Source organism: Enterococcus sp. DIV1758 (assembly GCF_051711985.1).
GTDB classification, from domain to species: domain Bacteria; phylum Bacillota; class Bacilli; order Lactobacillales; family Enterococcaceae; genus Enterococcus; species Enterococcus faecalis.
Window position 1 is genome coordinate 1,299,011 of sequence record NZ_JBIOOA010000001.1, and the last position, 22,098, is coordinate 1,321,108.

At 37.3% G+C, this 22,098-nt stretch carries 18 protein-coding genes; 17 read left to right on the top strand and 1 reads right to left on the bottom strand.

Features of this window, described 5'->3' with window-relative positions; translation table 11 throughout:
* Window positions 1–23 precede the first annotated feature (23 nt).
* The 14 genes from nagE (at window position 24) to fur (ending at window position 17,552) form a co-directional block, all read left to right on the top strand.
* Window positions 24–2,021 (top strand): N-acetylglucosamine-specific PTS transporter subunit IIBC, encoded by a 1,998-nt coding sequence (gene nagE / locus IGJ52_RS06410; RefSeq protein ID WP_173975100.1) that lies wholly within the window; start codon window positions 24–26, stop codon window positions 2,019–2,021.
* A gap of 239 nt (window positions 2,022–2,260) precedes the next feature.
* Window positions 2,261–3,742 carry a BglG family transcription antiterminator gene (locus tag IGJ52_RS06415; protein ID WP_010715182.1) on the top strand — a complete coding sequence of 494 codons (1,482 nt, stop codon included), beginning with the start codon at window positions 2,261–2,263 and terminating at the stop codon, window positions 3,740–3,742.
* Window positions 3,732–4,184: a PTS sugar transporter subunit IIA gene (locus IGJ52_RS06420; RefSeq protein WP_010715183.1), complete on the top strand. Its 453-nt coding sequence runs from the start codon at window positions 3,732–3,734 to the stop codon at window positions 4,182–4,184. The genes IGJ52_RS06415 and IGJ52_RS06420 overlap by 11 nt, the downstream gene beginning before the upstream one ends.
* Window positions 4,184–4,501: a PTS fructose transporter subunit IIB gene (locus IGJ52_RS06425; protein WP_002357651.1), complete on the top strand. Its 318-nt coding sequence runs from the start codon at window positions 4,184–4,186 to the stop codon at window positions 4,499–4,501. The genes IGJ52_RS06420 and IGJ52_RS06425 overlap by 1 nt, the downstream gene beginning before the upstream one ends.
* A gap of 19 nt (window positions 4,502–4,520) precedes the next feature.
* Window positions 4,521–4,970: a PTS sugar transporter subunit IIA gene (locus IGJ52_RS06430; RefSeq protein WP_002365638.1), complete on the top strand. Its 450-nt coding sequence runs from the start codon at window positions 4,521–4,523 to the stop codon at window positions 4,968–4,970.
* A gap of 108 nt (window positions 4,971–5,078) precedes the next feature.
* The gene (locus IGJ52_RS06435; RefSeq protein ID WP_438791979.1) at window positions 5,079–6,179 is read left to right on the top strand and encodes a PTS fructose transporter subunit IIC; all 1,101 of its coding nucleotides are present in this window, start codon (window positions 5,079–5,081) and stop codon (window positions 6,177–6,179) included.
* Between the two features lie 137 nt (window positions 6,180–6,316).
* A complete protein-coding gene (gene alsE / locus IGJ52_RS06440) occupies window positions 6,317–7,006 on the top strand; it encodes a D-allulose 6-phosphate 3-epimerase (RefSeq protein WP_002420219.1) in 690 nt (229 codons plus the stop codon).
* Between the two features lie 290 nt (window positions 7,007–7,296).
* The gene (locus IGJ52_RS06445) at window positions 7,297–7,914 is read left to right on the top strand and encodes a lysozyme family protein (protein ID WP_002357646.1); all 618 of its coding nucleotides are present in this window, start codon (window positions 7,297–7,299) and stop codon (window positions 7,912–7,914) included.
* Window positions 7,915–8,042: 128 nt separating this feature from the next.
* Window positions 8,043–10,379, top strand: coding sequence for a cation-translocating P-type ATPase (locus tag IGJ52_RS06450; RefSeq protein WP_002420217.1), 2,337 nt, complete (start codon window positions 8,043–8,045; stop codon window positions 10,377–10,379).
* 316 nt (window positions 10,380–10,695) lie between these two features.
* Window positions 10,696–12,582 (top strand): DNA primase, encoded by a 1,887-nt coding sequence (dnaG, locus tag IGJ52_RS06455; protein ID WP_002420216.1) that lies wholly within the window; start codon window positions 10,696–10,698, stop codon window positions 12,580–12,582.
* Window positions 12,583–12,689: 107 nt separating this feature from the next.
* Window positions 12,690–13,796: an RNA polymerase sigma factor RpoD gene (gene rpoD / locus IGJ52_RS06460; protein WP_002360364.1), complete on the top strand. Its 1,107-nt coding sequence runs from the start codon at window positions 12,690–12,692 to the stop codon at window positions 13,794–13,796.
* Window positions 13,797–13,947: 151 nt separating this feature from the next.
* Window positions 13,948–16,032: a cell division site-positioning protein MapZ family protein gene (locus IGJ52_RS06465; RefSeq protein ID WP_438791980.1), complete on the top strand. Its 2,085-nt coding sequence runs from the start codon at window positions 13,948–13,950 to the stop codon at window positions 16,030–16,032.
* Between the two features lie 73 nt (window positions 16,033–16,105).
* On the top strand, window positions 16,106–16,987 hold the full coding sequence (locus tag IGJ52_RS06470) for a CvfB family protein (protein ID WP_002361792.1): 882 nt from the start codon (window positions 16,106–16,108) through the stop codon (window positions 16,985–16,987).
* Window positions 16,988–17,102: 115 nt separating this feature from the next.
* Entirely contained in the window at window positions 17,103–17,552 is a 450-nt protein-coding gene (gene fur, locus IGJ52_RS06475) for a ferric iron uptake transcriptional regulator (RefSeq protein WP_002357640.1), read from the top strand.
* A gap of 50 nt (window positions 17,553–17,602) precedes the next feature.
* On the opposite strand, the gene gap is transcribed toward fur, so the two are convergent.
* On the bottom strand, window positions 17,603–18,613 hold the full coding sequence (gap, locus tag IGJ52_RS06480) for a type I glyceraldehyde-3-phosphate dehydrogenase (protein ID WP_002357638.1): 1,011 nt from the start codon (window positions 18,611–18,613) through the stop codon (window positions 17,603–17,605).
* 287 nt (window positions 18,614–18,900) lie between these two features.
* Between gap and obgE the strand changes: the two genes are divergently transcribed.
* The 3 genes from obgE to IGJ52_RS06495 all read left to right on the top strand — a co-directional run bounded on the left by obgE (window position 18,901) and on the right by IGJ52_RS06495 (window position 21,983).
* On the top strand, window positions 18,901–20,217 hold the full coding sequence (gene obgE / locus IGJ52_RS06485; protein WP_438791981.1) for a GTPase ObgE: 1,317 nt from the start codon (window positions 18,901–18,903) through the stop codon (window positions 20,215–20,217).
* A gap of 138 nt (window positions 20,218–20,355) precedes the next feature.
* Window positions 20,356–20,658 (top strand): hypothetical protein, encoded by a 303-nt coding sequence (locus tag IGJ52_RS06490; RefSeq protein WP_002363933.1) that lies wholly within the window; start codon window positions 20,356–20,358, stop codon window positions 20,656–20,658.
* A 26-nt stretch (window positions 20,659–20,684) separates the two neighbouring features.
* On the top strand, window positions 20,685–21,983 hold the full coding sequence (locus tag IGJ52_RS06495) for a PTS sugar transporter subunit IIC (protein ID WP_002363934.1): 1,299 nt from the start codon (window positions 20,685–20,687) through the stop codon (window positions 21,981–21,983).
* Window positions 21,984–22,098 lie beyond the last annotated feature (115 nt).

The window sequence follows — 22,098 nt, forward strand, 5'->3', positions numbered from 1 at the left end:
GTTTATGTGAGGAGTTACGTATAATGAAAGCGTATATGCAAAGAATGGGACGTTCGTTAATGTTACCAGTTGCTGTATTACCGGCGGCTTCTTTATTAGTCGGTATTGCTAACTGGATCGTGGGAACAATCGGCGCTAGTCCAGCCACAACTTTTCTAATGAATGGTGGTTTGGCTATCTTAAACAACTTAGCATTATTATTTGCGGTTGGTTTAGCGTTAGGAATGTCAAAAGATAAAGATGGATCGGCAGCATTAGCTGGTTTAGTCGCTTATTTAGTGCCAAAAACTGTTTTAGCGCCTGCTTCTATCCAAGCCATTAAAGGCTTCAAGGATATTGCTGAAGTAAACCCAGCCTTCAACAGCATGGACAACAATGTCTTTGTCGGGATTGTCGCTGGTTTAGTTGCCGCGGCAATGTATAATCGTTTCTCTGGTGTGAAATTGCCAATGGCTTTATCATTCTTTAGTGGAAAACGTTTAGTTCCTATTATGTCAGCTATTTCGATGTTAGTAATCTCAGCTGTCTTATTCTTCTTCTGGCCAGTTGTTTATAACGGATTAGTTGCTTTTGGTAAAGGAATCTCTAGCTTAGGTTTCGTAGGAGCTGGCTTGTATGGTTTCTTTAACCGACTATTAATTCCAACAGGCTTACACCATGCCTTGAATTCTGTTTTCTGGTTTGATGTTGCTGGTATCAATGATATTGGGAACTTTTTAGCTGGTCAACAAGCGTTAGATACTGGTAAAGCAATTGTAGGACAAACAGGGATGTATCAAGCTGGTTTCTTCCCAGTAATGATGTTTGGTTTACCAGCAGGCGCGTTTGCTATTTATCAATGTGCACGTCCTGAGAAGAAAAAAGTTACAGCTTCATTAATGTTAGCTGCTGGTTTTGCGGCTTTCTTTACAGGCGTAACTGAACCTTTAGAATTCTCATTTATGTTCGTTGCTTGGCCTTTATATGTTTTACATGCGGTCTTTACAGGTATTTCTTTAGCATTCGCTGCGTTTATGCATTGGACAGCTGGCTTTGCCTTTAGTGCAGGTTTTGTAGACTTCTTCTTAAGTTTGAAAAACCCAGTCGCGAATCATCCAATGATGTTGGTGGTTCAAGGACTTGTCTTTGCAGCAATTTACTACTTCGGTTTCCGTTTTGCAATCACTAAGTTTAACTTAATGACACCAGGACGTGAAGAAGGCGATGGCGAAGAAACGCCAGATGTTGCAGAAGGTGACAACAAATTTGCTTCTCTAGCTCGTCGTATTTATGATGGTTTAGGCGCTGATGCTAATGTAACTTCTATTGATAACTGTACAACTCGTTTACGCTTAACAGTGAAAGATACAGGCAAAGTGGATCAAGCAAAAATTAAAGCAACTGGGGTTCCTGGTGTGAAAGTCATTGATGACACCAATATCCAAGTGATTGTTGGTACGGAAGTACAATTTGTTGCTGACGAAATGCAACGATTATATAACCACCAAGCGCCAGCAACACCAGTCAAAGAAACACCTGTTTCTAAACCAGTTGTTGAAGAAAAAGCGCCAGTTTCAACGAAAGAAACTGAATTATATTCTGTAGCGAATGGGAAAGTTATTCCTATTTCTGAAGTACCAGATGATGTTTTCTCAGCAAAAATGATGGGTGACGGTTTTGCTGTCGTTCCAACAGACAGCGAAGTTTCAACACCCGTTGCTGGTAAAATTACTAGCATTTTCCCAACAAAACATGCGTTAGGTATCCAAACAGATTCAGGCATTGAAGTATTATTACACATGGGTCTAGATACTGTTGAGTTACAAGGTGGACCATTTACATTACATGTTGAAGAAGGCCAAGTTGTAAAACAAGGCGATAAAATTGCAACCATTGATTTAGCCGCATTAGAACAAGCTGGCAAAAAATCAGATTTAATTGTTGTTTTCACAAATCAAGATATCGTTGCTCAATACGATTTACAAAAAGCAGGTCAAACGACTTCAATAAATGATGTAATCGGAAATGTTACCGTAAAATAAAAGTAAAAAAGGGCTAGCCGTAAGGCAGCCCTTTTTTGTATTCTTTGAAAATATTAGTGTCTGTAGAGCCAGTAATTCAAAATCGCTTGCTCTACAGATTTTTATTTATAATAGCCTTAGAAAGTTTCGCATAATTGAACACTTTAACCACTCACAAAAATGGCCAATGTAACGGACAGAAAACAAGGAAGCGTTTTCTTTTGTATGGATTATAATAAATATATCAAGGAGGGGTTGCTATGAGTTCGAAAAAAGAACGTGGACAAAAATTGTTGTTACTTCTCTCAAAAAAACAAGATTATATGACTGCAGAAGAATTGGCAAACTGCCTAAGTACTTCTCCTAAGACAGTTTATCGTTTGATAAAAAAAATTAACGATGAATTTTCAGAAGGTTCACTCATATTATCTGAGAAAGGACGAGGATACAAGCTAGACTATGAACGATTTATGGAACAGAATCGACATTTAGTCGAAAAAGAAAGTGATTTTTCGCCAAGGGAAAGACGCAATCGAATTCTGGAGGAATTGTTGTTAGCTTCTCCACAAGCTAAAAATGTTTATGAATTATTTGCAAGATATTATGTTGGCGATTCTGTGATATTTAGCGATGAACAACAATTATCCGAAGATTTAAAGAAATATGATTTAACACTCAAACGGAAAAATCGAACGTTGGCAATTATCGGGGAGGAAAGAGCTATCAGGAAAGCCATTTCCGATAGAATACAACTGTTGAACATTATCGATATTGAGGATCTTCGAAACAACAAAGCATTAAATTTTAATAATTATGATGTCCTTTTTACGTTAGATCAAGTCAGGAACATTGAAAAGAAACTAGATATTACTATTCCACATCCATATAATGTAAACATCTTTTCGCATCTTTATATCTTAATTAGTCGTTCACGAAAAGTAGCCATTTCTGAAAAATACCAATTATCTGACGAAGAAGAACAAGAATTAACAAAGGACTTAGTACTCAAAAAGGTCGCGCAAACAACGATTCAACAGATTGAAACTTATTTAAATAAGAGACTGCCTAACGTTGAAATTTATTACTTATATCAATATTTAGTTTCTTCTAGGATGCAAGGTTCATTTAGTAAAGCAACTAATTTTTCTTTCAAAGTAATGCAAATTACTCAATTTTATTTAGAGGAAATGAGTGCACAACTAAAAATTTTAACTGATAATGATCAGCTACTTTTTGAATTGGCTAGTCATATAAAACCAATGATAAATCGTCTTGAAAACGGCATACATGTTAAGAATAGTTTATTGGATCAAATAAAAATGACGTATGAAACAATTTTTAGAAAAATTGTGCAAGTTTCTAAGCAAGTAAGTAAAAACTATCAACTACCGGCTATAAACGAAGACGAGAATGGGTTTATTACATTGTATTTTGCACGAATGATTGAAACCAATCAGTTACCTATTCGTACTTTGATTATGTGTACCACTGGAATTGGAACTTCAGAACTATTGAGAGTAAAAGTTGAAAAGAAATTTCCTGAATTACAAATTGTTGAAATTATTGCCACACGAAATATAAGGAAATCATTAAAAGATTATTCTGATATTGAATTGATTCTTACAACGATTCATTTACAGGAAAAGGTCCCCATTAAATCATTGTTGGTAAGTGCCATGTTTACAATGGATGATCAGTATCGATTACAAAGAAAAGTTGAGGAAATCTATCATGAACGTTAATCCTTTATACCAAGTTTTCCTAAACCAAGAACTTCTTTCAAAACAGCAAGTATATCAATTCATTGCAGAAACAGCAGCACCTTTGTTAACGCTCGAAGAAAAAAAGCAGATTGAGGAATCTTTGGTAAATCGTGAGAAGATGGGAAGTAATCAGATTGCAGAGCAAATTGTCTTGCCACATTTAGAAAATGCACTCTTGAAAAAAAGTGAAATATATCTGATTGGCTTAAAAACAGAAATCCAAGAATGGACGGCAGACATTAAGCAAGTGAAATTAATTATTGTCATCTTACTAAAAGAAAATGAACGGTTAAAAGTAAAAAAAGAAATCAGTCGATTTACTAGAAAATTAGCAAATGAAGACTTCTTAGAAAAGCTGTTGTGTTTAAAAACAGAAACAGATTTTTATAAAAATATAGAAAAATTTGAGGAGGAAAAATAATGAAGATAGTCGGCGTAGCAGCCTGCACAGTAGGAATTGCTCACACATATATCGCACAAGAAAAATTGGAGAACGCTGCAAAAAAAGCAGGAGTTGAGATCCATGTAGAAACACAAGGGACCATTGGGATTGAAAACAAACTAACGGATGAACAAATTAAGGAAGCGGACATTGTTATATTAGCCATTGATGTAAAAATTTCTGGAAGAGAGCGTTTTGATGGGAAACGAATCATTCAAGTACCTACAGAAGTTGCTGTAAAATCACCCACTAAACTAATTGAAAAAGCAGAAGAAGTTATGACACAAGAAAAGTAATCTTCTAGGAGGAATTGTAATGGAAGTAAAGGATATCATTGACTTAAAAACCGTTAAAACGAATATGAATGTAAATACAAAAGAGGAAGCGTTAAAAGAATTAGCCAATCTTTTACTTGAAAATGGCAATATTTCAGAGGAAAAAGGCTTTATAAAAGATATCTATGATAGAGAGGCGGAAGGCCAAACGGGCATCGGAAACTATCTAGCCATTCCACATGGCAAAAGTGCGTATGTAAAAAAAATAGGCGTGGCCATCGGTATTAATAGTACAGAAATTCCTTGGGAATCTTTAGATGATAATGGCGTAAAAGGAATCATTCTTTTTGCTGTGGGCAATGATCATAAAGAAACAACTAGCCATCTTAAACTATTATCATTGTTTGCCAGAAAACTCGGAAATGATGAAGTAGTGAGAGAATTCCTTCAATCAAAATCGCCAGAGGATGTAGTGAAGGCATTCTCTTAATGAAATTACTAAGACAGCATATTGTGGATATTTTCTACAGAAGAATCCACAACAGTAATTTTTTTAAATAGAAAATAAAATAAAAGAACAATGTTTAGGAGGATAAAAATGAAAAAACTAAAAGAGTTAAATCTTAAAGGTCATTTATTAACAGCAATCTCATATTTAATTCCAATTGTCTGTGGTGCTGGCTTTTTAATTGCAATTGGTATGGGGTTTGGTGGCTCAAGTCAAGGAACCTTGGTACCAGGTGAATTTTCGCTTTGGGATGCTTTAGCTACTATGGGTGGCGCTGGCTTAGGCTTACTTCCGGTTGTTATATCTACTGGCATTTCCTTTTCAATCGCCGGTAAACCTGGAATTGCTCCAGGCTTTATTATTGGTTTAACTGCGAATGCAGTTGGCGCCGGCTTTATTGGTGGTATCTTAGGTGGTTACTTGGCAGGATATCTTATATTAGCTATTTTGAAATATGTGAAATTACCCAATTGGGCGAAAGGGTTAATGCCAACATTAATTATTCCATTTTTAACCTCAATTACTGGTGGATTAATCATGATATATATTATCGGGACCCCAATAACGGCATTTACTTCATTATTAACGAACTTTTTAGATAGCTTAGGTAACTCGTCATTATTAATTTTTGGTGGTGTAATTGGTTTATTAAGTGGTATAGACTATGGCGGACCCATTAACAAAACTGTTTTTGCCTTTGTTTTGACAATGCAAGCGGAAGGACTTAATGGACCAATTACAGCATTGCAATTAGTAAATACAGCAACGCCAATAGGCTTTGGATTAGCTTTCTTCTTTGCTAAATTATTTAGAAAAAATATTTATACAAAACTAGAAGTTGAAACGTTAAAGTCTGCCGTACCAATGGGCGTGATTAACATTGTTGAAGGTGTTATTCCTTTAGTTATGAATGATATTGTCCGAGGAGTCATTGCTACAGCGATTGGTGGCTTCGTGGGTGGCGCAACAACAATGATCTTAGGGGCAGATGCGACAGTTCCATTTGGCGGTGTTTTAATGATTCCAACAATGAGTAAACCGCTGGCTGGCGTGATTGCAATTGTTGTAAACGCAGTGGTTACCGGTTTAGTTTTAGCTATTATTAAGAAAGATGTAACTGAGAAAGATATGGACGCTTTAGTAGAAAAAGAAGAAGAGGAGATAAACTTGGAAGATATTCAGATTTTCTAAACAAAATGAAAAAGCGCAACAAAATTAATGCAATTTATATTGCCTATCAGAGATGTGTCAACGTCTGAATATAACGAGTTAGAAAAATTTTCAAAAACATCAACCAAATAATCAGATAGAAAGAGTTGAAAATTAGAATGAACAAAGTTGAATTTTCTCCGTCACTAATGACGATGGATTTGGACAAGTTTAAACAACAAATCACCTTTTTGAATGATCATGTTGCTTCGTATCACATAGACATTATGGATGGTCACTATGTGCCAAACATTACATTATCTCCGTGGTTTATTGAGGAGTTAAGAAAAATTTCGAAGCTCCCAGTATCTGCCCATCTAATGGTTACGAATCCAAGCTTTTGGGTACAACAACTAGTAGATATCAAATGTGAATGGATTTGTATGCATGCAGAGGTTTTAGATGGTCTAGCATTTCGCCTAATTGACCAAATTCACAATGCTAATCTTAAAGCAGGGATCGTCCTTAATCCCGAAACGCCTATTGAATCAATCTTTCCATATATTGAATTGTTGGATAAAATCACAATCATGACCGTTGATCCAGGCTTTGCTGGCCAACGATTTATTGAAGGAACACTTGATAAAATTGTTGCTCTTCGTAATTTACGTGAAGAAAAAGGGTATCGTTATGTAATTGAAATGGACGGCTCATCGAATAGAAATTCATTTAAGCGAATTGATGCTGCAGGACCTGATATTTATATTGTTGGTAGAAGCGGATTGTTTGGATTGAACAAAGATATTGAAAAAGCTTGGAGAATGATGAGTAGAGACTATGAAGAAATGACTGGGAAAAAAATTCCATAAAACATTTGACTGTTTGTTAAAAGAATAGATAAGTTGTATAAAGTCAAGCCTAGAAAAGAATTTTGTTCATTCTTATCTGGGCTTTTTTGATGCAATAAATAAGCGCCAATAGAACAAAATTACTTGTTATTCTATTCTAGGTGAAAACGTTCAATCTTGCGAAGTTACGGTTTGTTCACAAAAAAGTTACTTTTATTAAATAAAACTAAAGAAGTAACAAAAACTTCGCTTTTTTCAGTTATTTCAAGTAACATAGAACGTATCTTAAAAGAAAAAGTTTGGATGATTCGATGCGTAGAGTAAGAAAAATAATTTATAAAATCATGCTACTTTTGTTTGTTGGTTTAGTTGCTGGTCTTGGCTATCTTGGCTATAAAATACATCAAAATGTTGAAACGGTAATGACCTTTGAAAAACAAGTAGAAGCAGAAGTCAAAAAAAATAAAATACCTGAATACAAAACATTAGCTTTAGCGATTATCTATACAGAATCTAAAGGGAAATCTGGCGATATTATGCAGAGCAGTGAAAGTGTTTATGGACAACAAGAAGTGATTGAAACACCAGAGGAAAGTATCGCACATGGCGTAAAATTTCTCGCGGAAGCGTTAGCGAAAGCAAAAGAAGCTGGCTGCGATGAGTGGACAGGCGTACAAGCATATAATTATGGACTGGATTATATTCAGTTTGTTAAAGAACGTGGCGGGAAACACACGACAGAGTTAGCAGAAGAATATTCAAGAGAAGTCCTTTCACCGTTGCTAGGGAATGACCAAAATACGAAATATCGTTATTATCGTTGGCAAGCGTTAGTTTACAACGGTGGTTACCTTTATCAAAATGGTGGCAATATGTTCTATGCAGAAATTGTCAAAATGAATCGTTGGTTTATTGAAAAGTTAAATTAAAACGAGAAAAGTCTAAAGAATTCTTTCAACTTACAGGAATTTTTTAGGCTTTTCTTGCAGTTTCATGAAAATGCAAGTAAACTAGAAGGGATGTAACTGATTAATTGAAAAGGTAGGGAAAGAGCTGGATGTTGAATAAAGTCGACCTGAAAAAAGGGTTAAGTACAGAAGAAGTTGCCAAGCAGAAAGAGTTAGGCCTTCAAAATAATTATGAGGAAAATGTAGCAAAATCTACAAAAGATATTATTTTTGATAACGTCATGACGTTATTCAACTTTTTAAACTTTGCAATCGCTGTTTGTTTACTATTTGTCGGAGCGTATTCCAATCTGGCTTTCTTAGCGATTATTATTGTGAACATGTCAATCGGGATTTTCCAAGAAATTCATGCCCGTAATTTAGTTCAAAAATTATCTATTGTGGCAAAAGAAAATGTTCATGTTGTTCGAAATGGCGTACAACAAGAAATTGATACAAAAGAACTAGTTATGGAAGATATTGTTGTTATCTCTGCAGGGGAACAAGTTCCTTCTGATATGGAAGTTATTGACGGTAAAGTCGAAGCGAATGAAGCGTTGTTAACAGGTGAATCAGATTTAATTGAAAAGGAAATCGGCGATACCTTGCTTTCTGGAAGTTTCATTGTTAGCGGACAAGCCTATGCCCGTGTTATCCACGTTGGTGCCGAAAACTATGCTGTGAAAATCACCCAAGAAGCCAAAGTGCATAAACCAATTCAATCAGAGTTAGTCAATTCGATTCGTAAAGTCTCTAAATTTACAAGTTGGGTGATTATTCCTCTGGGGATTATTTTATTTGTTGAAGCTTTTTGGTTAAGAGATGCTGGCATTAAAACATCTGTTGTTGCTTCTGCAGCTGCTTTGTTAGGGATGTTACCAAAAGGATTAGTACTATTAATTAGTATTGCGCTGACAACAGGTGTCATTAAGTTAGCCAAAAAACGTATTCTAGTACAAGATATGTACTCAATTGAAACATTGGCCCATGTGGACACTTTGTGTTTAGATAAAACTGGAACGATTACAGAAGGTAAAATGAAAGTGCAAAAGGCGATTATCTTGCATGACCAATATGAAGAACTTTTCCCGCAGATTATCGGAAGCTACCTATCTGAAAGTACGGATAATAATATTACAATGCAAGCAATTCGTGATCATTATGAAGTATCCAATCGATTTGGCGCAAAAGAAGTCTTGGCTTTTTCTTCTGAACGAAAATGGGGAGCTATTGAATTTCCAGAAATTGGGACAGTTTATTTAGGGGCTCCTGAGCGTTTGGTAGACGATAGTCGGTTGCCAGAAGCTGTTTTTACAGCACAAGAGAATGGGTATCGCGTCTTGATGTTAGCTATTGCGGAGCAACAACCGTTAAACGAAACCAAAATGCCTTATTTAGAGCCGTTAGCAATTCTAGAAATTGATGATCCAATTCGCCAAAATGCCAAAGAAACACTGGCTTATCTAAAAGAAGAAGGAATCGACTTAAAAGTAATTTCTGGCGATAATCCGGTGACTGTTTCAAATATTGCTCGTCGTGCTGGGCTACCTGGTTATGAGTCTTATATTGATTTGTCGACCAAAACGACAGAAGCAGAAGTGCGTGAAGCAGTTCAGCAATACACGGTGTTCGGACGTGTATCTCCTCAGCAAAAACGAACCATTGTACGTGAGTTGAAAGACACAGAGCATGTGGTGGCGATGACCGGCGATGGCGTCAACGATGTTTTGGCATTACGAGAAGCGGATTGTAGTATCGCTATGGCAGAAGGAGATGGCGCTACTCGGCAAATTTCTAATCTAGTTTTACTAGATTCTGATTTTACAACGTTACCAGATGTCTTGTTTGAAGGACGGCGTGTGGTAAATAATGTAACTCGAGTTTCCAGCGTTTTCTTCATTAAAACGATTTATTCGTTTATTCTCTCAATCATTTGTGCCTTAACAGCCATTGCGTTCCCGTTCATTCCGATTCAAGTGACCTTGATTGATTTAGCAATTGAAGGATATCCAGCCTTCTTCTTATCTTTCGAAGGGGACAAACGAAAAGTTGTCGGGAAGTTTTTACCAACGGCTTTGAAAAATGCGTCTGTTAATGCGCTTTTAGTTGTAGCGAATATCATTGCTGTTTATCTGATTGGACAAAATCAAGGATTTTCTTCTTTAGACACCACGACGTTAATGTATTATTTATTAGTTGGAATTAGCTGTATGGCTGTTGTTCGAGCATGTCTGCCTTTCAATCCATTACGCATTTTCTTGGTTTTCAGTACTATTATTGGTATTTATGTAGCAGCTATGTTATTCCACAACATTTTAGAAATTGGTTTCTTAACTTCGCAAACAATGGGTCTCTTCTTTATTATGATGGCCATTAATATTGTAGTGCGTGTAGCAATTGGTTTCGTACAAATGAAACGTGCTGGAAAAACAATTAAAGATTTATAAAAAATAGAAGTTGAGCTAAAAGTATTCGTCTCCAGAAATGCAGTTCTTCTTTAAATCTTGAAGGAAGTCGGAGCAAGCTTGATGTTTCACTGATTATTTTAAGAGTTAGTGTCTGGGGCAGGAGTCAGGATGACTTTTGTCCTAGATACTTTCTTTTTTTGTTGAGGTGAAACAAGATACTTGAAAAACAGAGATTATGTGATACAATAAATCATGTGTAAATGTGTCCATTGGAATTCGCACTGAAATGACAGTGCGTTTTTTAAACGGTCAATCACATGAGTTAGCACAATGCTATTCTTAGGAGGTGAGGACAATGGCACAACGCATTCCTCAGGAAGTCATTGAGGAAGTTCGTCACCGAACGAATATAGTAGATATTATTGGGCAGTATGTCCAGTTAAAAAAATCCGGTAAAAATTATATGGGTTTATGTCCGTTTCACGAAGAACGTTCCCCTTCATTTTCAGTAGCAGAAGACAAACAAATTTTTCACTGTTTTGGCTGCGGGAAAGGTGGAACTGTTTTTAATTTCTTGCAAGAAATTGAAGGCATTAGTTTTCCCGAATCCGTGAAACGTGTTGCAGATTTGGAACATTTATCTGTGGACTTTGATTGGTCAGAGCCGCGTGAAGTAGCGGATACCCCAGAAAACCAACAAAGACGGATTTTGTTACAACTGCATAGTAAAGCCGCAGAACTTTACCATCATATTTTAGTGAATACTAAAATTGGCGAACCCGCATTAAACTATTTATTAGAGCGGGGGTTAACACAAGAACTAATTGAGACCTTTCAAATTGGATTTGCGCCGCAAAAACGTGATTTCTTAAGTCAAGTTTTTAAAAATGAACAACTGGATGAAACGCTTTTTGAGCCTTCTGGTCTGTTTGTTCAAAGAGATAACGGTACGTTTTTGGATCGTTTCTATCAACGAATCATGTTTCCAATTAATGATCCCCAAGGCAATGTCATCGCCTTTTCTGGTCGCTTGTTAAAAACAGCTGATTTTCCAGGGGATGAGATGCCTAAATACTTGAATAGTCCTGAAACAACACTTTTTAATAAGCGAGAAACGCTGTTTAACTTTGATAAAGCCAGAAAAGAAATTCGTAAAGAAAATACAGTCTTGCTTTTTGAAGGATTCATGGATGTTATCGCTGCTTGGCAATCAGGCGTAAAAAGTGGTGTGGCTTCAATGGGGACTAGTTTGACCAATGAACAAATTCGGCGTTTGGAACGGGTCGCTAAGGAAGTAGTTATTTGTTACGATGGCGATAATGCCGGTGTTCAAGCCACAAACCGTGCGATTCAATTATTGCAAGAAAACAGTCATTTTGACTTGAGTATTGTCAGCATCCCTGAAAAGCTGGATCCTGATGAATATGTGCGGAAATATGGCGCAGAAGCTTTTCAAAATTTAGCCAATCATGGCCGAGAAACAGTTTTTAGTTTTAAAATGAATTATCATCGGTTAACTAGAAACATGAATAATGAAAAAGAACAATTGGATTATGTGAACGAATTGTTACGGGAGTTAACCAATGTTCAATCTCCCTTGGAACGTGATCGTTATTTAAACCAAATTGCTCAGGAATTTCAACTTTCTGTTCATAGTTTAGAAGAACAATTCAATCAATTGAAGCAAGAGCAACGTTCAGTCCAACGGCAAGAACGGCAACAATTTTATCAAGATGAAATGATGCCACCACCAATGGAAGAACCTGTTTTTGAAGAGAATCACGTCCAGAACAAGTTACCGTTAACACAAGTTCAAAAAGCAGAACGTTCTTTATTATTTCGTTTAATGAATGAACAAGGAGTACGGCAAACCGTTCAACAATTGCCAGATTTTTCGTTCGCTCATGATGAATACCAAGAATTATATTTCTTGCTAGAAAGTTATGCGACACTGCATCAAAGTTTCGACATTGCCGATTTTATTAATTTTTTGCAAGATAATCAAACCAAACAATTAGCAATTGAAATTGCGTATCAGAATTTATCGGAAGAAAGCTCTGAGCGAGAAGTTGCCGATTTATTACATGTAATTGCCTTATCAAGTATTGCAGAGGCAATTGAGCAGAAAAAGATTCAACAGCAAGAAGCAAAACGAGTGGGCAACCAACAGCTTGAAGCCGAATTAACAATGGAGATTATCCAATTGGCTCGACAGCTTAAAGCTCAACGAACATTTACTTAAGTAATAAATGAATAGAACTAAGCGTTTTGTTCATTTTATTTTGATAAGTCCCGGTGATTTATCAGTTATTTCAAGCGTGAACCGAAAAATGAAGGGGGCCTTCTTTCATGGAAAAAGAAACAAGTAAAAAATATGAAGCTGCAGTGGCAGCATTTATCAAAGAAAACAAGCCTAAAGGAACAGTGGTTTATGATGATTTAGCGAATCAATTAGCCACACCGTATACTTTGGATGCAGAAGCTATGGAAAAATTAATCCAAAAAGTTGAAGATGCTGGTATCAGCGTAGTCGATGAAAATGGAGACCCAAGTGAACATAGCTTGAAAAAAGATGAAAAAGAAGCGGAAAAGGCCCAAGCAGAAGACTTATCTGCGCCAACAGGTGTTAAAATTAATGATCCCGTGCGTATGTACCTAAAAGAAATTGGGCGCGTTCAATTATTAACTGCTGCAGAAGAAGTTGAATTGGCACTTAAAATTGAAGAAGGCGATCAAGAAGCAAAACAACGTTTAGCAGAAGCTAACTTACGTTTGGTTGTTTCAATTGCCAAACGATATGTAGGTCGTGGTATGCAATTCTTGGATTTAATTCAAGAAGGTAATATGGGCTTAATGAAAGCTGTTGAAAAATTTGACTACCGTAAAGGGTTCAAATTCTCTACGTATGCTACTTGGTGGATTCGTCAAGCGATTACGCGGGCAATTGCGGACCAAGCTAGAACAATTCGAATTCCTGTTCACATGGTTGAAACAATCAATAAATTGATTCGGATTCAACGCCAACTATTGCAAGATTTAGGTAGAGAACCAACGCCAGAAGAAATTGGTGCGGAAATGGATTTACCAACAGAAAAAGTTCGTGAAATCCTAAAAATCGCACAAGAGCCAGTCTCTTTAGAAACACCAATTGGTGAAGAAGATGATTCACATTTAGGTGATTTCATTGAAGACCAAGATGCTACAAGTCCTGCTGAACATGCAGCTTACGAATTGTTAAAAGAACAACTAGAAGATGTTCTGGATACTTTAACAGACCGTGAAGAAAATGTTTTACGTTTACGTTTTGGTTTAGATGATGGTCGGACACGTACGCTAGAAGAAGTCGGAAAAGTTTTCGGTGTCACTCGCGAACGTATTCGTCAAATTGAAGCAAAAGCGTTAAGAAAACTAAGACATCCTTCTCGTTCAAAACAATTAAAAGACTTTTTAGAATAAACATACCGTTTAGCGGCTCTTTTCGTGCATGCGAGAAGAGCCGCTTTTGATTTTTAAAAAGTCTCTAAATGTCATTGCTAGTTATTGGAAGAAGGCGCAAGTTGTGGTAAATTAGAAGTAATGGAATATTAGCAGAATGTGAGGCGGAAGAATGACAAAGAAATGTCCGAAGTGCGGGAACGAATTCGATGCAGAATTAACGACCTGCCCAACATGTGGCTATTCACTAACTGACACAACAGTTGATAAAGAAGAAGCGGAAACGACTTCAACAAATATAGATTTTAAAACACAGGAAAATGAACAACATGAAGATCAATTAAATGAGAATATTGAATGGTCTGAGTTAAAAGATATGAGCTTAGGCCATGTGATGGAACTGTTTGGCGAATCACCTGAAGAAGAAAGTAATGATGACAAAAAAGAAGAGTCGATAGAAGATAACTTAATAGTCTCTGATTCAGAGGATGTTTCTGATTCAGAAGCAGTGCTTCAAGAAGGGGCTAGTGAGGAGACTCATGATTCGGTGGAGGAAACGATACCAGCGACAGAAGCGATGCCTACTCATTCAACAGAAGAAAAACTAGCAACGGACGAAGCAGTTAATTTAGAGGAAACAACAGAAGAAACAACTACTGTTGAAGCAGAAACAGCTGAGGTATCTGAGACAGTGAAGTCAGAAGAGGAAGCTTTAACAGAGATTTCAGGAACTGAAGTTATCTCTACCACTTCTGAAGAAGAAATTTTTTCACAACCACCGATAGAAGATCAAGATGTAACACCAAACGAAACTTTGCAAGCTTATATTCAAGCGCATCGAGCAGATACAGAAATGTCTGAAAATCCATCAGAAGAAACAGCAGAGACCCAAGAGTTAGAAAACAGCGGTGAGGCAGTATTAACCCAAGCCGAAACACCAACTGAATCCATTTCAGATTCTGAAGAAGGGTTAACAAGTGCAGCGTCGCTAGAGGAACCGAGCGAAGCTGATACAACCGAGGAAAAAGTTTCAGATTCAGGTGTGATACCACCGATGAATGAAACTGGGAATGCTCAACCAGCGCCTGCTCCGAAGAAACCATCAAAAAAAGTGGCTTTCGTTGCACTTGCGGTTGTTTTATTAGCTGGAGGTAGTGCTTGGGCGTATCATGATCAAACGCAAAAAGCTGCCGCGCAAGAGGCGGCGGCACTATCCAAGAAAACAGATACGCTGAAAGATGAACTAGCAGCCTTTTATACCACAAAGGAGCAAGTTTTTATTAAACCCGATATGGTGACTGTTAGTCCAGAAAAACTCTCAAAACAAGTCGCGGAAATTAAAGATTCAGAAGAGTATTCTCAATTAAATAAACAAATTCAAACATTGAAAGAGAAACAACAAACCATTCAACAAATCAACCAATTATTTGAGGCCCCGATTGTCAATGGCAATGAGTTGAAACCGGCGATTCTAGCTGCTGATCAACCAATTTCCGTAAAGAAATTAACAGGAAATGATCCGTTTGACCAATTGATGAACCAAGCAATCGATCAAGCGAACCAACAATACAACCAATTACAAAAAGCTAAAAAAGCGGTTGAGGTCATTTATAAAGATGGAAAAACTACCAATCAGCTGAATCGAGACACGTATCAAGCTGCTAAGGCAGAAGTAGATAAAGTAACAAGTGATAAGCTGAAAAAAGAACTGGTCACACAAGTCACGACAGCTGACCAAGCGTTAACCAAGGTTGAAGAAGAACAGAAAAGAATTGCAGAAGAACAAGCTGCCGCAGAGCAAGCAAAACAAGCAGAAGAACAAGCGAAACAAGCAGAAGAACAAGCGAAACAAGCTGCTGCCGCGAAAAAAGAGAACGCTAAGAAGGAAGAAACAGCAAAAACAGAAGCGAATGGCTACACGGCACCGAACAGTGACGGGGTGTACACTAGTCCGCTTTATGCGCCAGATGCTACCGATATCGCTGATAGTAGCAATCCAGCGTGGACATGGGCACCAGGTGTGAAAGAAAAAGTCTTAGACACAGTGATTGCTCGTGGCTATGTTGTTCCTGGTGGATATTCTTTAGAACCTGCCAAAATTGTGAATGGCGAAGGTTACTACAATCTTTATGCAACCAACAATCAATCAAAATTATTAGAAGGCACTACAGAGAAAAATGTTCACATGTATTTAGTTACAATCAATGCTAAAACAGGTTGGTTCAAAGGGAACGCTTCTCGTAATGCAGGGCAATAAAAGAAAATAGAAACAATCGAACAAAAGCGGAAATCTTTTGTTCGATTGATTTTCCTTGAGGAGTTAATGATAAATGAGAGAATTACTAGCAACAACATTTACCGGCATTGTGGTCGATGAAAATGAACAATTTTATTTTGTTCAAAAAAATGGCATCACATTCCGTTTAAAAAAAGAAGAAGGTACGCATGCTATAGGGGAGGCTGTAGAAGGGTTTGGTTATTTAAATCAAAAACAAGAGCCAGCACTGACAACTACAATTCCTACTGTGCGCATTGGTAGCTATGGCTTTGGTACTGTCACAGGAACGAGACGTGATTTAGGTGTCTTTGTGGATGTTGGCTTACCAGATAAAGATGTCGTTATTTCGTTGGATGAATTACCAACCATGCGGGAACTTTGGCCTAAAAAAGAAGACCGAGTAATGGTTACTTTAAAAGTGGACAGTAAAGACCGCATTTGGGGCGAATTAGCAGATGAAAAAGTCTTTAAAGCCATGGCAAAACGCGGGAATGCTGAAATGCAAAACCAAAACTTAACTGGGCATGTGTATCGTCTGAAACTTGCAGGAACGTATATTTTAACTGATGATTTATACATTGGATTTATCCATCCTTCTGAACGTTTCCAAGAACCACGTTTAGGTGAAAAAGTAGTGGGACGTGTGATTGGCGTGCGGCCGGACGGCGTATTGAATCTTTCATTAAAACCAAGAAGTCATGAAGTAATCAGCGATGATGCGTTAATGATTCTAACTTTCTTAGAAAGAGCAAACGATCACCAAATTCCTTTCACCGATAAATCAAGCCCTGATGAAATTAAACAAACCTTTGGCATTAGTAAAGCTCAATTTAAACGCGCCTTAGGTCATTTAATGAAACAAAAATTAATTAAACAAGAAGATGGTAAAACAATTCTAATTGGCTCGTTGGAACAATCAAAAGAAAAAAATTAAGGTAGCTAATTGAGAATATCTTGCAAATTACAGTTATTTCTTTTATAATTATTTTAATTTGATTGATAAATTAAGTTTCTTAATTTGTAATCATTCTAAACAAGGAGCTGTAATAATGGATTCGACTGCTGCTTTAAAAAAGACAAAAAAACAATTACATGAATCAGGCTTTAAATTAACACCACAACGGGAAGCAACCGTACTTGTATTATTGGAAAATGAAAAAGATCATTTATCAGCAGAAGAAATTTACTTCTTGGTAAAACAAAAAAGTCCGGAAATTGGTCTAGCAACAGTCTATCGAACGCTAGAAATTTTAACAGACTTAAAAGTCGTTGATAAAGTGAGCTTTAACGATGGTTTAGCTCGCTATGATTTAAGAAAAGAAGGCGCCAAACACTTTCACCACCATTTGTTATGCTTAGAATGTGGCACAATTGAGGAAGTGGAAGAAGACTTGCTTGGTGAAGTAGAGCAAATTGTTGAAAGTCGGTATCATTTTTTAGTCAAAGATCATCGCTTAACTTTTCATGGTATTTGTCAAAGTTGTCAAAGTAAACATTAAAAAAACTGCCTTGCATTAATTTATGCAAGGCAGTTTTTTATTCATTGGAATTATAAATTAGCGAATTTTTCCAATAAGCGAATCATTTGGCAAGTAAAACCATATTCATTGTCATACCAAGCCACAGTTTTCACTAATTGGAAATCGCCAGCTGTCGTTACTTCTGTTTGCGTTGGGTCAAAAATCGAACCTTCTGTCGTGCCGATTATGTCTCCAGAAACAATTTCACGATCATCATAACCGAAAGAAGGGTTATCAATGGTGTGTTTTTTCATTGCTTCATTTACTTGATCAGCTGTTACTTTTGTTTTTAAAATGCTAACTAATTCTGTTAAGGATCCATCCACAACGGGAACACGTTGGGCATGGCCTTGTAATTTTCCATTAAGTTCTGGAATAACTAAGCCAATTGCTTTAGCAGCACCAGTTGAATGGGGAATAGTATTGTCTGCAGCAGAGCGTGCCGCACGAAGATTTCCGCCACGAACAGGGCCATCTAATAGCATTTGTGTTGATGTGTAGGCATGGACAGTTGTCATGGTACCAACTTCAATACCGAATTCATTATTTAAGAAGTAAGCCATCGGTGCTAGACAGTTTGTCGTACATGAACCAGCAGAAATGATTTTATCGTTGGCATCAAGTGTATCATCATTGACGTTGTAAACGATTGTTTTCATTGCGCCTGCAGGAGCAGAGATAACCACACGTTTCACACCTGCATCTAAATGAGCTTGTGCTTTTTCTTCAGAGGTATAAAAACCTGTACATTCAAGGACAATGTCTACTCCGTTTTCTTTAACCCAAGGGATTTTACTTGCATCTGGTTCTGCGTAGACACGGGTTTCTTCGCCGTCAACCACAATGCCATTTTCAGTGGCTGTCACGGTGCCAGGATAGGTGCCATGCGTAGAGTCAAATTGTAATAAGTGAGCCAACATTGTTGGGCTAGTCAAATCATTGATTGCCACAACTTCAATATCATCAGAAACTTCTTTTATTCGGCGAAAGGCTAAACGACCAATTCTTCCAAAACCGTTAATTCCTACTTTGACTGTCATAACAAAAATTCCTCCTTTAGATGTTTGTGTTTCTTTGGACCCTTGCTGAAAAAGTGATTTTCTTCAACTATCTATAGTATGAACCTCTAAAATTTTTTTGTCAAAAGACTGATAGCGAAGCGACAAAAAGAAAGCGAAAGATTCATGAGAAATTTTGCTTTTTCCAACGATAACTAACTAGAATTGCTAGACAAACGGTTGTTTTCCCGATACAATAATAAAGACTTTCGAATCATGCTTTTTGAAGTGATTAAAGATAGTAGAAGTAGAATAGGAGGACAAATTATATGTCCATGTTTTTAGATCAAGTGACGATTGATGTCAAAGCTGGTAAAGGCGGCGACGGAATGGTTGCTTTCCGTAGAGAAAAATATGTACCAGACGGGGGTCCCGCTGGTGGTGATGGCGGTCGCGGTGGCGACGTTGTTTTAGTTGTTGAAGAAGGATTACGCACATTAATGGATTTCCGGTTTAATCGTCATTTTAAGGCGACACCTGGAGAAAATGGTATGAGTAAAGGAATGCACGGTCGTGGTTCAGAAGATTTACTTGTCAAAGTTCCACCAGGTACAACAGTTCGTGATGCAGAAACTGGAGCTTTAATTGGGGATTTAATTGAGAATGGTCAGACCTTAGTAGTAGCAAAAGGCGGACGCGGTGGTCGCGGGAATATTCGCTTTGCTTCCCCAAGAAACCCTGCACCAGAAATTGCCGAAAACGGCGAACCGGGCCAAGAACGTAAAATCGAATTAGAATTAAAAGTCTTAGCAGATGTTGGGTTAGTTGGGTTTCCTTCTGTAGGAAAATCAACGTTACTCTCTGTTATCTCGTCCGCTCGTCCGAAAATTGGTGCCTATCATTTTACGACGTTAGTTCCAAACTTAGGAATGGTGACTACTAGTGATGGTCGAAGCTTTGCTGCAGCAGATTTGCCAGGCTTAATTGAAGGAGCTTCTCAAGGTGTCGGCTTAGGAACACAGTTCTTACGCCACATTGAACGGACGCGTGTTATTTTACATGTCATTGATATGAGTGGCATGGAAGGACGCGATCCTTATGAAGATTATTTGGCAATCAATAAAGAATTGGCTTCACACAATTTACGTTTGATGGAGCGACCTCAAATTATTGTTGCCAATAAAATGGACATGCCTGAAGCAGAAGAGAATTTAGCGAAATTTAAAGAGCAACTTGCGAAGGAACGCACAGATGAGTATGCTGATGAGCTACCTATTTTCCCAATCTCTGGGGTTACTCGTAAAGGTATTGAACCTTTATTAAATGCAACAGCTGACTTGTTGGAAGTAACGCCTGAATTCCCATTATATGAAGATGAAGTAGTAGAGGAAGAAACCGTTCGTTATGGCTTCCAACCAAAAGGTCCAGAATTTACGATTGATCGTGAACCAGATGCTTCATGGGTTTTATCTGGTGAAAAATTAGAAAAATTATTTGAAATGACGAATTTCGATCATGATGAAACAGTAATGCGTTTTGCACGTCAATTACGTGGTATGGGTGTCGATGAGGCATTACGAGCACGTGGCGCGAAAGATGGCGACATTGTTCGGATTGGTAATTTTGAATTTGAATTTGTCGAATAAGCATAAAACCAGTTCACTCAGTGAACTGGTTTTTTATTTTAAAATTAGTATTAAATCACCGAATAGATTGAAATAATATTTTTAATAGCTTATAATTTTAAATGTAACAAAATAACAAACGAAAGGAGCGAAATTGAAATGGAAAACAATCAAGCAATGGTTCCTAAGTTTTCAGTTAAAAGTGCCGGTTTTCTTTTTAGTATGGGGCTCTTATGTGGTGTCCTGTTGCCGAGTGTTTTATTATGGACTTTCAGTCTGCCGTTTAATATTGGTGCCATGATTTTTTTGCCTGTTGGGATTGCTTTTGCGTTAGCGTATAGTCATTATTTTATTGAAACGAAAACAGGTTTTTGTAAGCGTTTTATTTGGTTGTTTTTAATTTCTCTTATTTTATTAGAGCTTATCTCTTATTTATGGCTGATTAAAGGAGTTATTTTTTAAGAGAAAAACAGAGGAGAGTGTTATTTATGTTAGATAAACTGACTGTTTGGATTGAAAATCATCTAGCTGGACCAATGGCTAAAATTGCCAATCAGCGCCATTTACGTGCGGTGCGGGATGGAATTATTGCGACATTACCTTTAATTATTGTCGGTTCTTTTTTTCTAATTATTGCGTTTCCGCCGTTACCAGAATCTTGGGGCATTACTCAATTTTTAACAAGTAATGCTGCTACAATCTTACTGCCTTACCGAATGACAATGTACATTATGGCGTTATATGCGACTTTTGGCATTGGCGCTAGTTTAGCGAAATCATATAATCTTGATCAAGTCTCTGGAGGGATTTTGGCTACGATTGCTTTTTTATTAACATTAGTACCTGTAGCGATTCCTGAAGAAGCCAGTAAAGCAGCTGGCGTTTCTGGGTTTGTTTTACCAATGGCTAATTTGGGTGGTGCAGGGATGTTTGTCGGGATTGTGACGTCAATTATTGCTGTCGAAATCTATCGAGTAACAGATAAGTCTAAGTTCAAAATTACAATGCCTGATAACGTTCCACCTGCTGTTGCTCGTTCATTTGAATCATTGACGCCGACGTTAATTGTCATGTTATTGATTGGTTCAATCACTTATTATTTAGGCTTTGATTGGCACACATTTGTAGGGAACTTAGTAGGACCACTAGTTCAAGCAGCAGATTCTTTATTGAGTGTCTTGCTGTTAGTCTTTTTAACCACATTTTTCTGGTTCTTTGGGATTCACGGTGCTTCAATCGTAGGATCGTTGGCGCGTCCTCTATGGCTACAACTATTAGAGGAAAACACGACTGCTAAAGCAGCTGGCGAAGCATTGCCTCGGATTGCGGCAGAGCCATTTTACCAATGGTTCATTTGGATTGGTGGTGCTGGAGCCACAATTGGCTTAGCTATATTATTAGCCTTTCGGGCAAAATCAGAATATGGTTCAAAACTAGGAAAAGCTATTTTAGCACCGTCTATTTTTAATATTAATGAGCCAGTTATTTTCGGTGTACCGATTGTCTTAAATCCGATTTTAATGATTCCTTTTATCTTTGCACCAATGGTTTTAGCAACGATTGCTTGGTTTGCCACTAAATTAGGTTTAGTTAGTGAAGTTGTCTTTACCGCACCTTGGACCTTACCAGGACCAATTGGCGCCTTTATGGCGACAGGTGGCGATTGGCGTGCTGCTGTTTTGAATATTGTTTTAATTCTAGTGGCCATCTTGATTTACTATCCGTTCTTTGTAGCTTATGATAAAAATGAGCTTGCCAAAGAGCAAGGCAAACAAATAGAAGAATAAAGAGTGCAGCCGTTTAGTGTCCAGAACAAAAGGTGATGACCTTTTGTTCTGGACCTATTTGTTTATAGGTGATGAAAATTCTCAATTTTTTTGAAATGTATAGAAAATTTTGAGA

Bases quoted from the DNA above. Each gene is read 5' to 3' on its own strand.
- dnaG (WP_002420216.1), top strand. From the start codon at position 10,696: ATGGCACAACGCATTCCTCAGGAAGTCATTGAGGAAGTTCGTCACCGA.
- fur (WP_002357640.1), top strand. From the start codon at position 17,103: ATGGATTCGACTGCTGCTTTAAAAAAGACAAAAAAACAATTACATGAA.
- nagE (WP_173975100.1), top strand. From the start codon at position 24: ATGAAAGCGTATATGCAAAGAATGGGACGTTCGTTAATGTTACCAGTT.
- IGJ52_RS06465 (WP_438791980.1), top strand. From the start codon at position 13,948: ATGACAAAGAAATGTCCGAAGTGCGGGAACGAATTCGATGCAGAATTA.
- IGJ52_RS06430 (WP_002365638.1), top strand. From the start codon at position 4,521: ATGGAAGTAAAGGATATCATTGACTTAAAAACCGTTAAAACGAATATG.
- IGJ52_RS06495 (WP_002363934.1), top strand. From the start codon at position 20,685: ATGTTAGATAAACTGACTGTTTGGATTGAAAATCATCTAGCTGGACCA.
- IGJ52_RS06445 (WP_002357646.1), top strand. From the start codon at position 7,297: ATGCGTAGAGTAAGAAAAATAATTTATAAAATCATGCTACTTTTGTTT.
- IGJ52_RS06420 (WP_010715183.1), top strand. From the start codon at position 3,732: ATGAACGTTAATCCTTTATACCAAGTTTTCCTAAACCAAGAACTTCTT.
- alsE (WP_002420219.1), top strand. From the start codon at position 6,317: ATGAACAAAGTTGAATTTTCTCCGTCACTAATGACGATGGATTTGGAC.
- IGJ52_RS06470 (WP_002361792.1), top strand. From the start codon at position 16,106: ATGAGAGAATTACTAGCAACAACATTTACCGGCATTGTGGTCGATGAA.
- IGJ52_RS06490 (WP_002363933.1), top strand. From the start codon at position 20,356: ATGGAAAACAATCAAGCAATGGTTCCTAAGTTTTCAGTTAAAAGTGCC.
- IGJ52_RS06415 (WP_010715182.1), top strand. From the start codon at position 2,261: ATGAGTTCGAAAAAAGAACGTGGACAAAAATTGTTGTTACTTCTCTCA.
- rpoD (WP_002360364.1), top strand. From the start codon at position 12,690: ATGGAAAAAGAAACAAGTAAAAAATATGAAGCTGCAGTGGCAGCATTT.
- IGJ52_RS06450 (WP_002420217.1), top strand. From the start codon at position 8,043: ATGTTGAATAAAGTCGACCTGAAAAAAGGGTTAAGTACAGAAGAAGTT.
- obgE (WP_438791981.1), top strand. From the start codon at position 18,901: ATGTCCATGTTTTTAGATCAAGTGACGATTGATGTCAAAGCTGGTAAA.
- IGJ52_RS06435 (WP_438791979.1), top strand. From the start codon at position 5,079: ATGAAAAAACTAAAAGAGTTAAATCTTAAAGGTCATTTATTAACAGCA.
- gap (WP_002357638.1), bottom strand. From the start codon at position 18,613: ATGACAGTCAAAGTAGGAATTAACGGTTTTGGAAGAATTGGTCGTTTA.
- IGJ52_RS06425 (WP_002357651.1), top strand. From the start codon at position 4,184: ATGAAGATAGTCGGCGTAGCAGCCTGCACAGTAGGAATTGCTCACACA.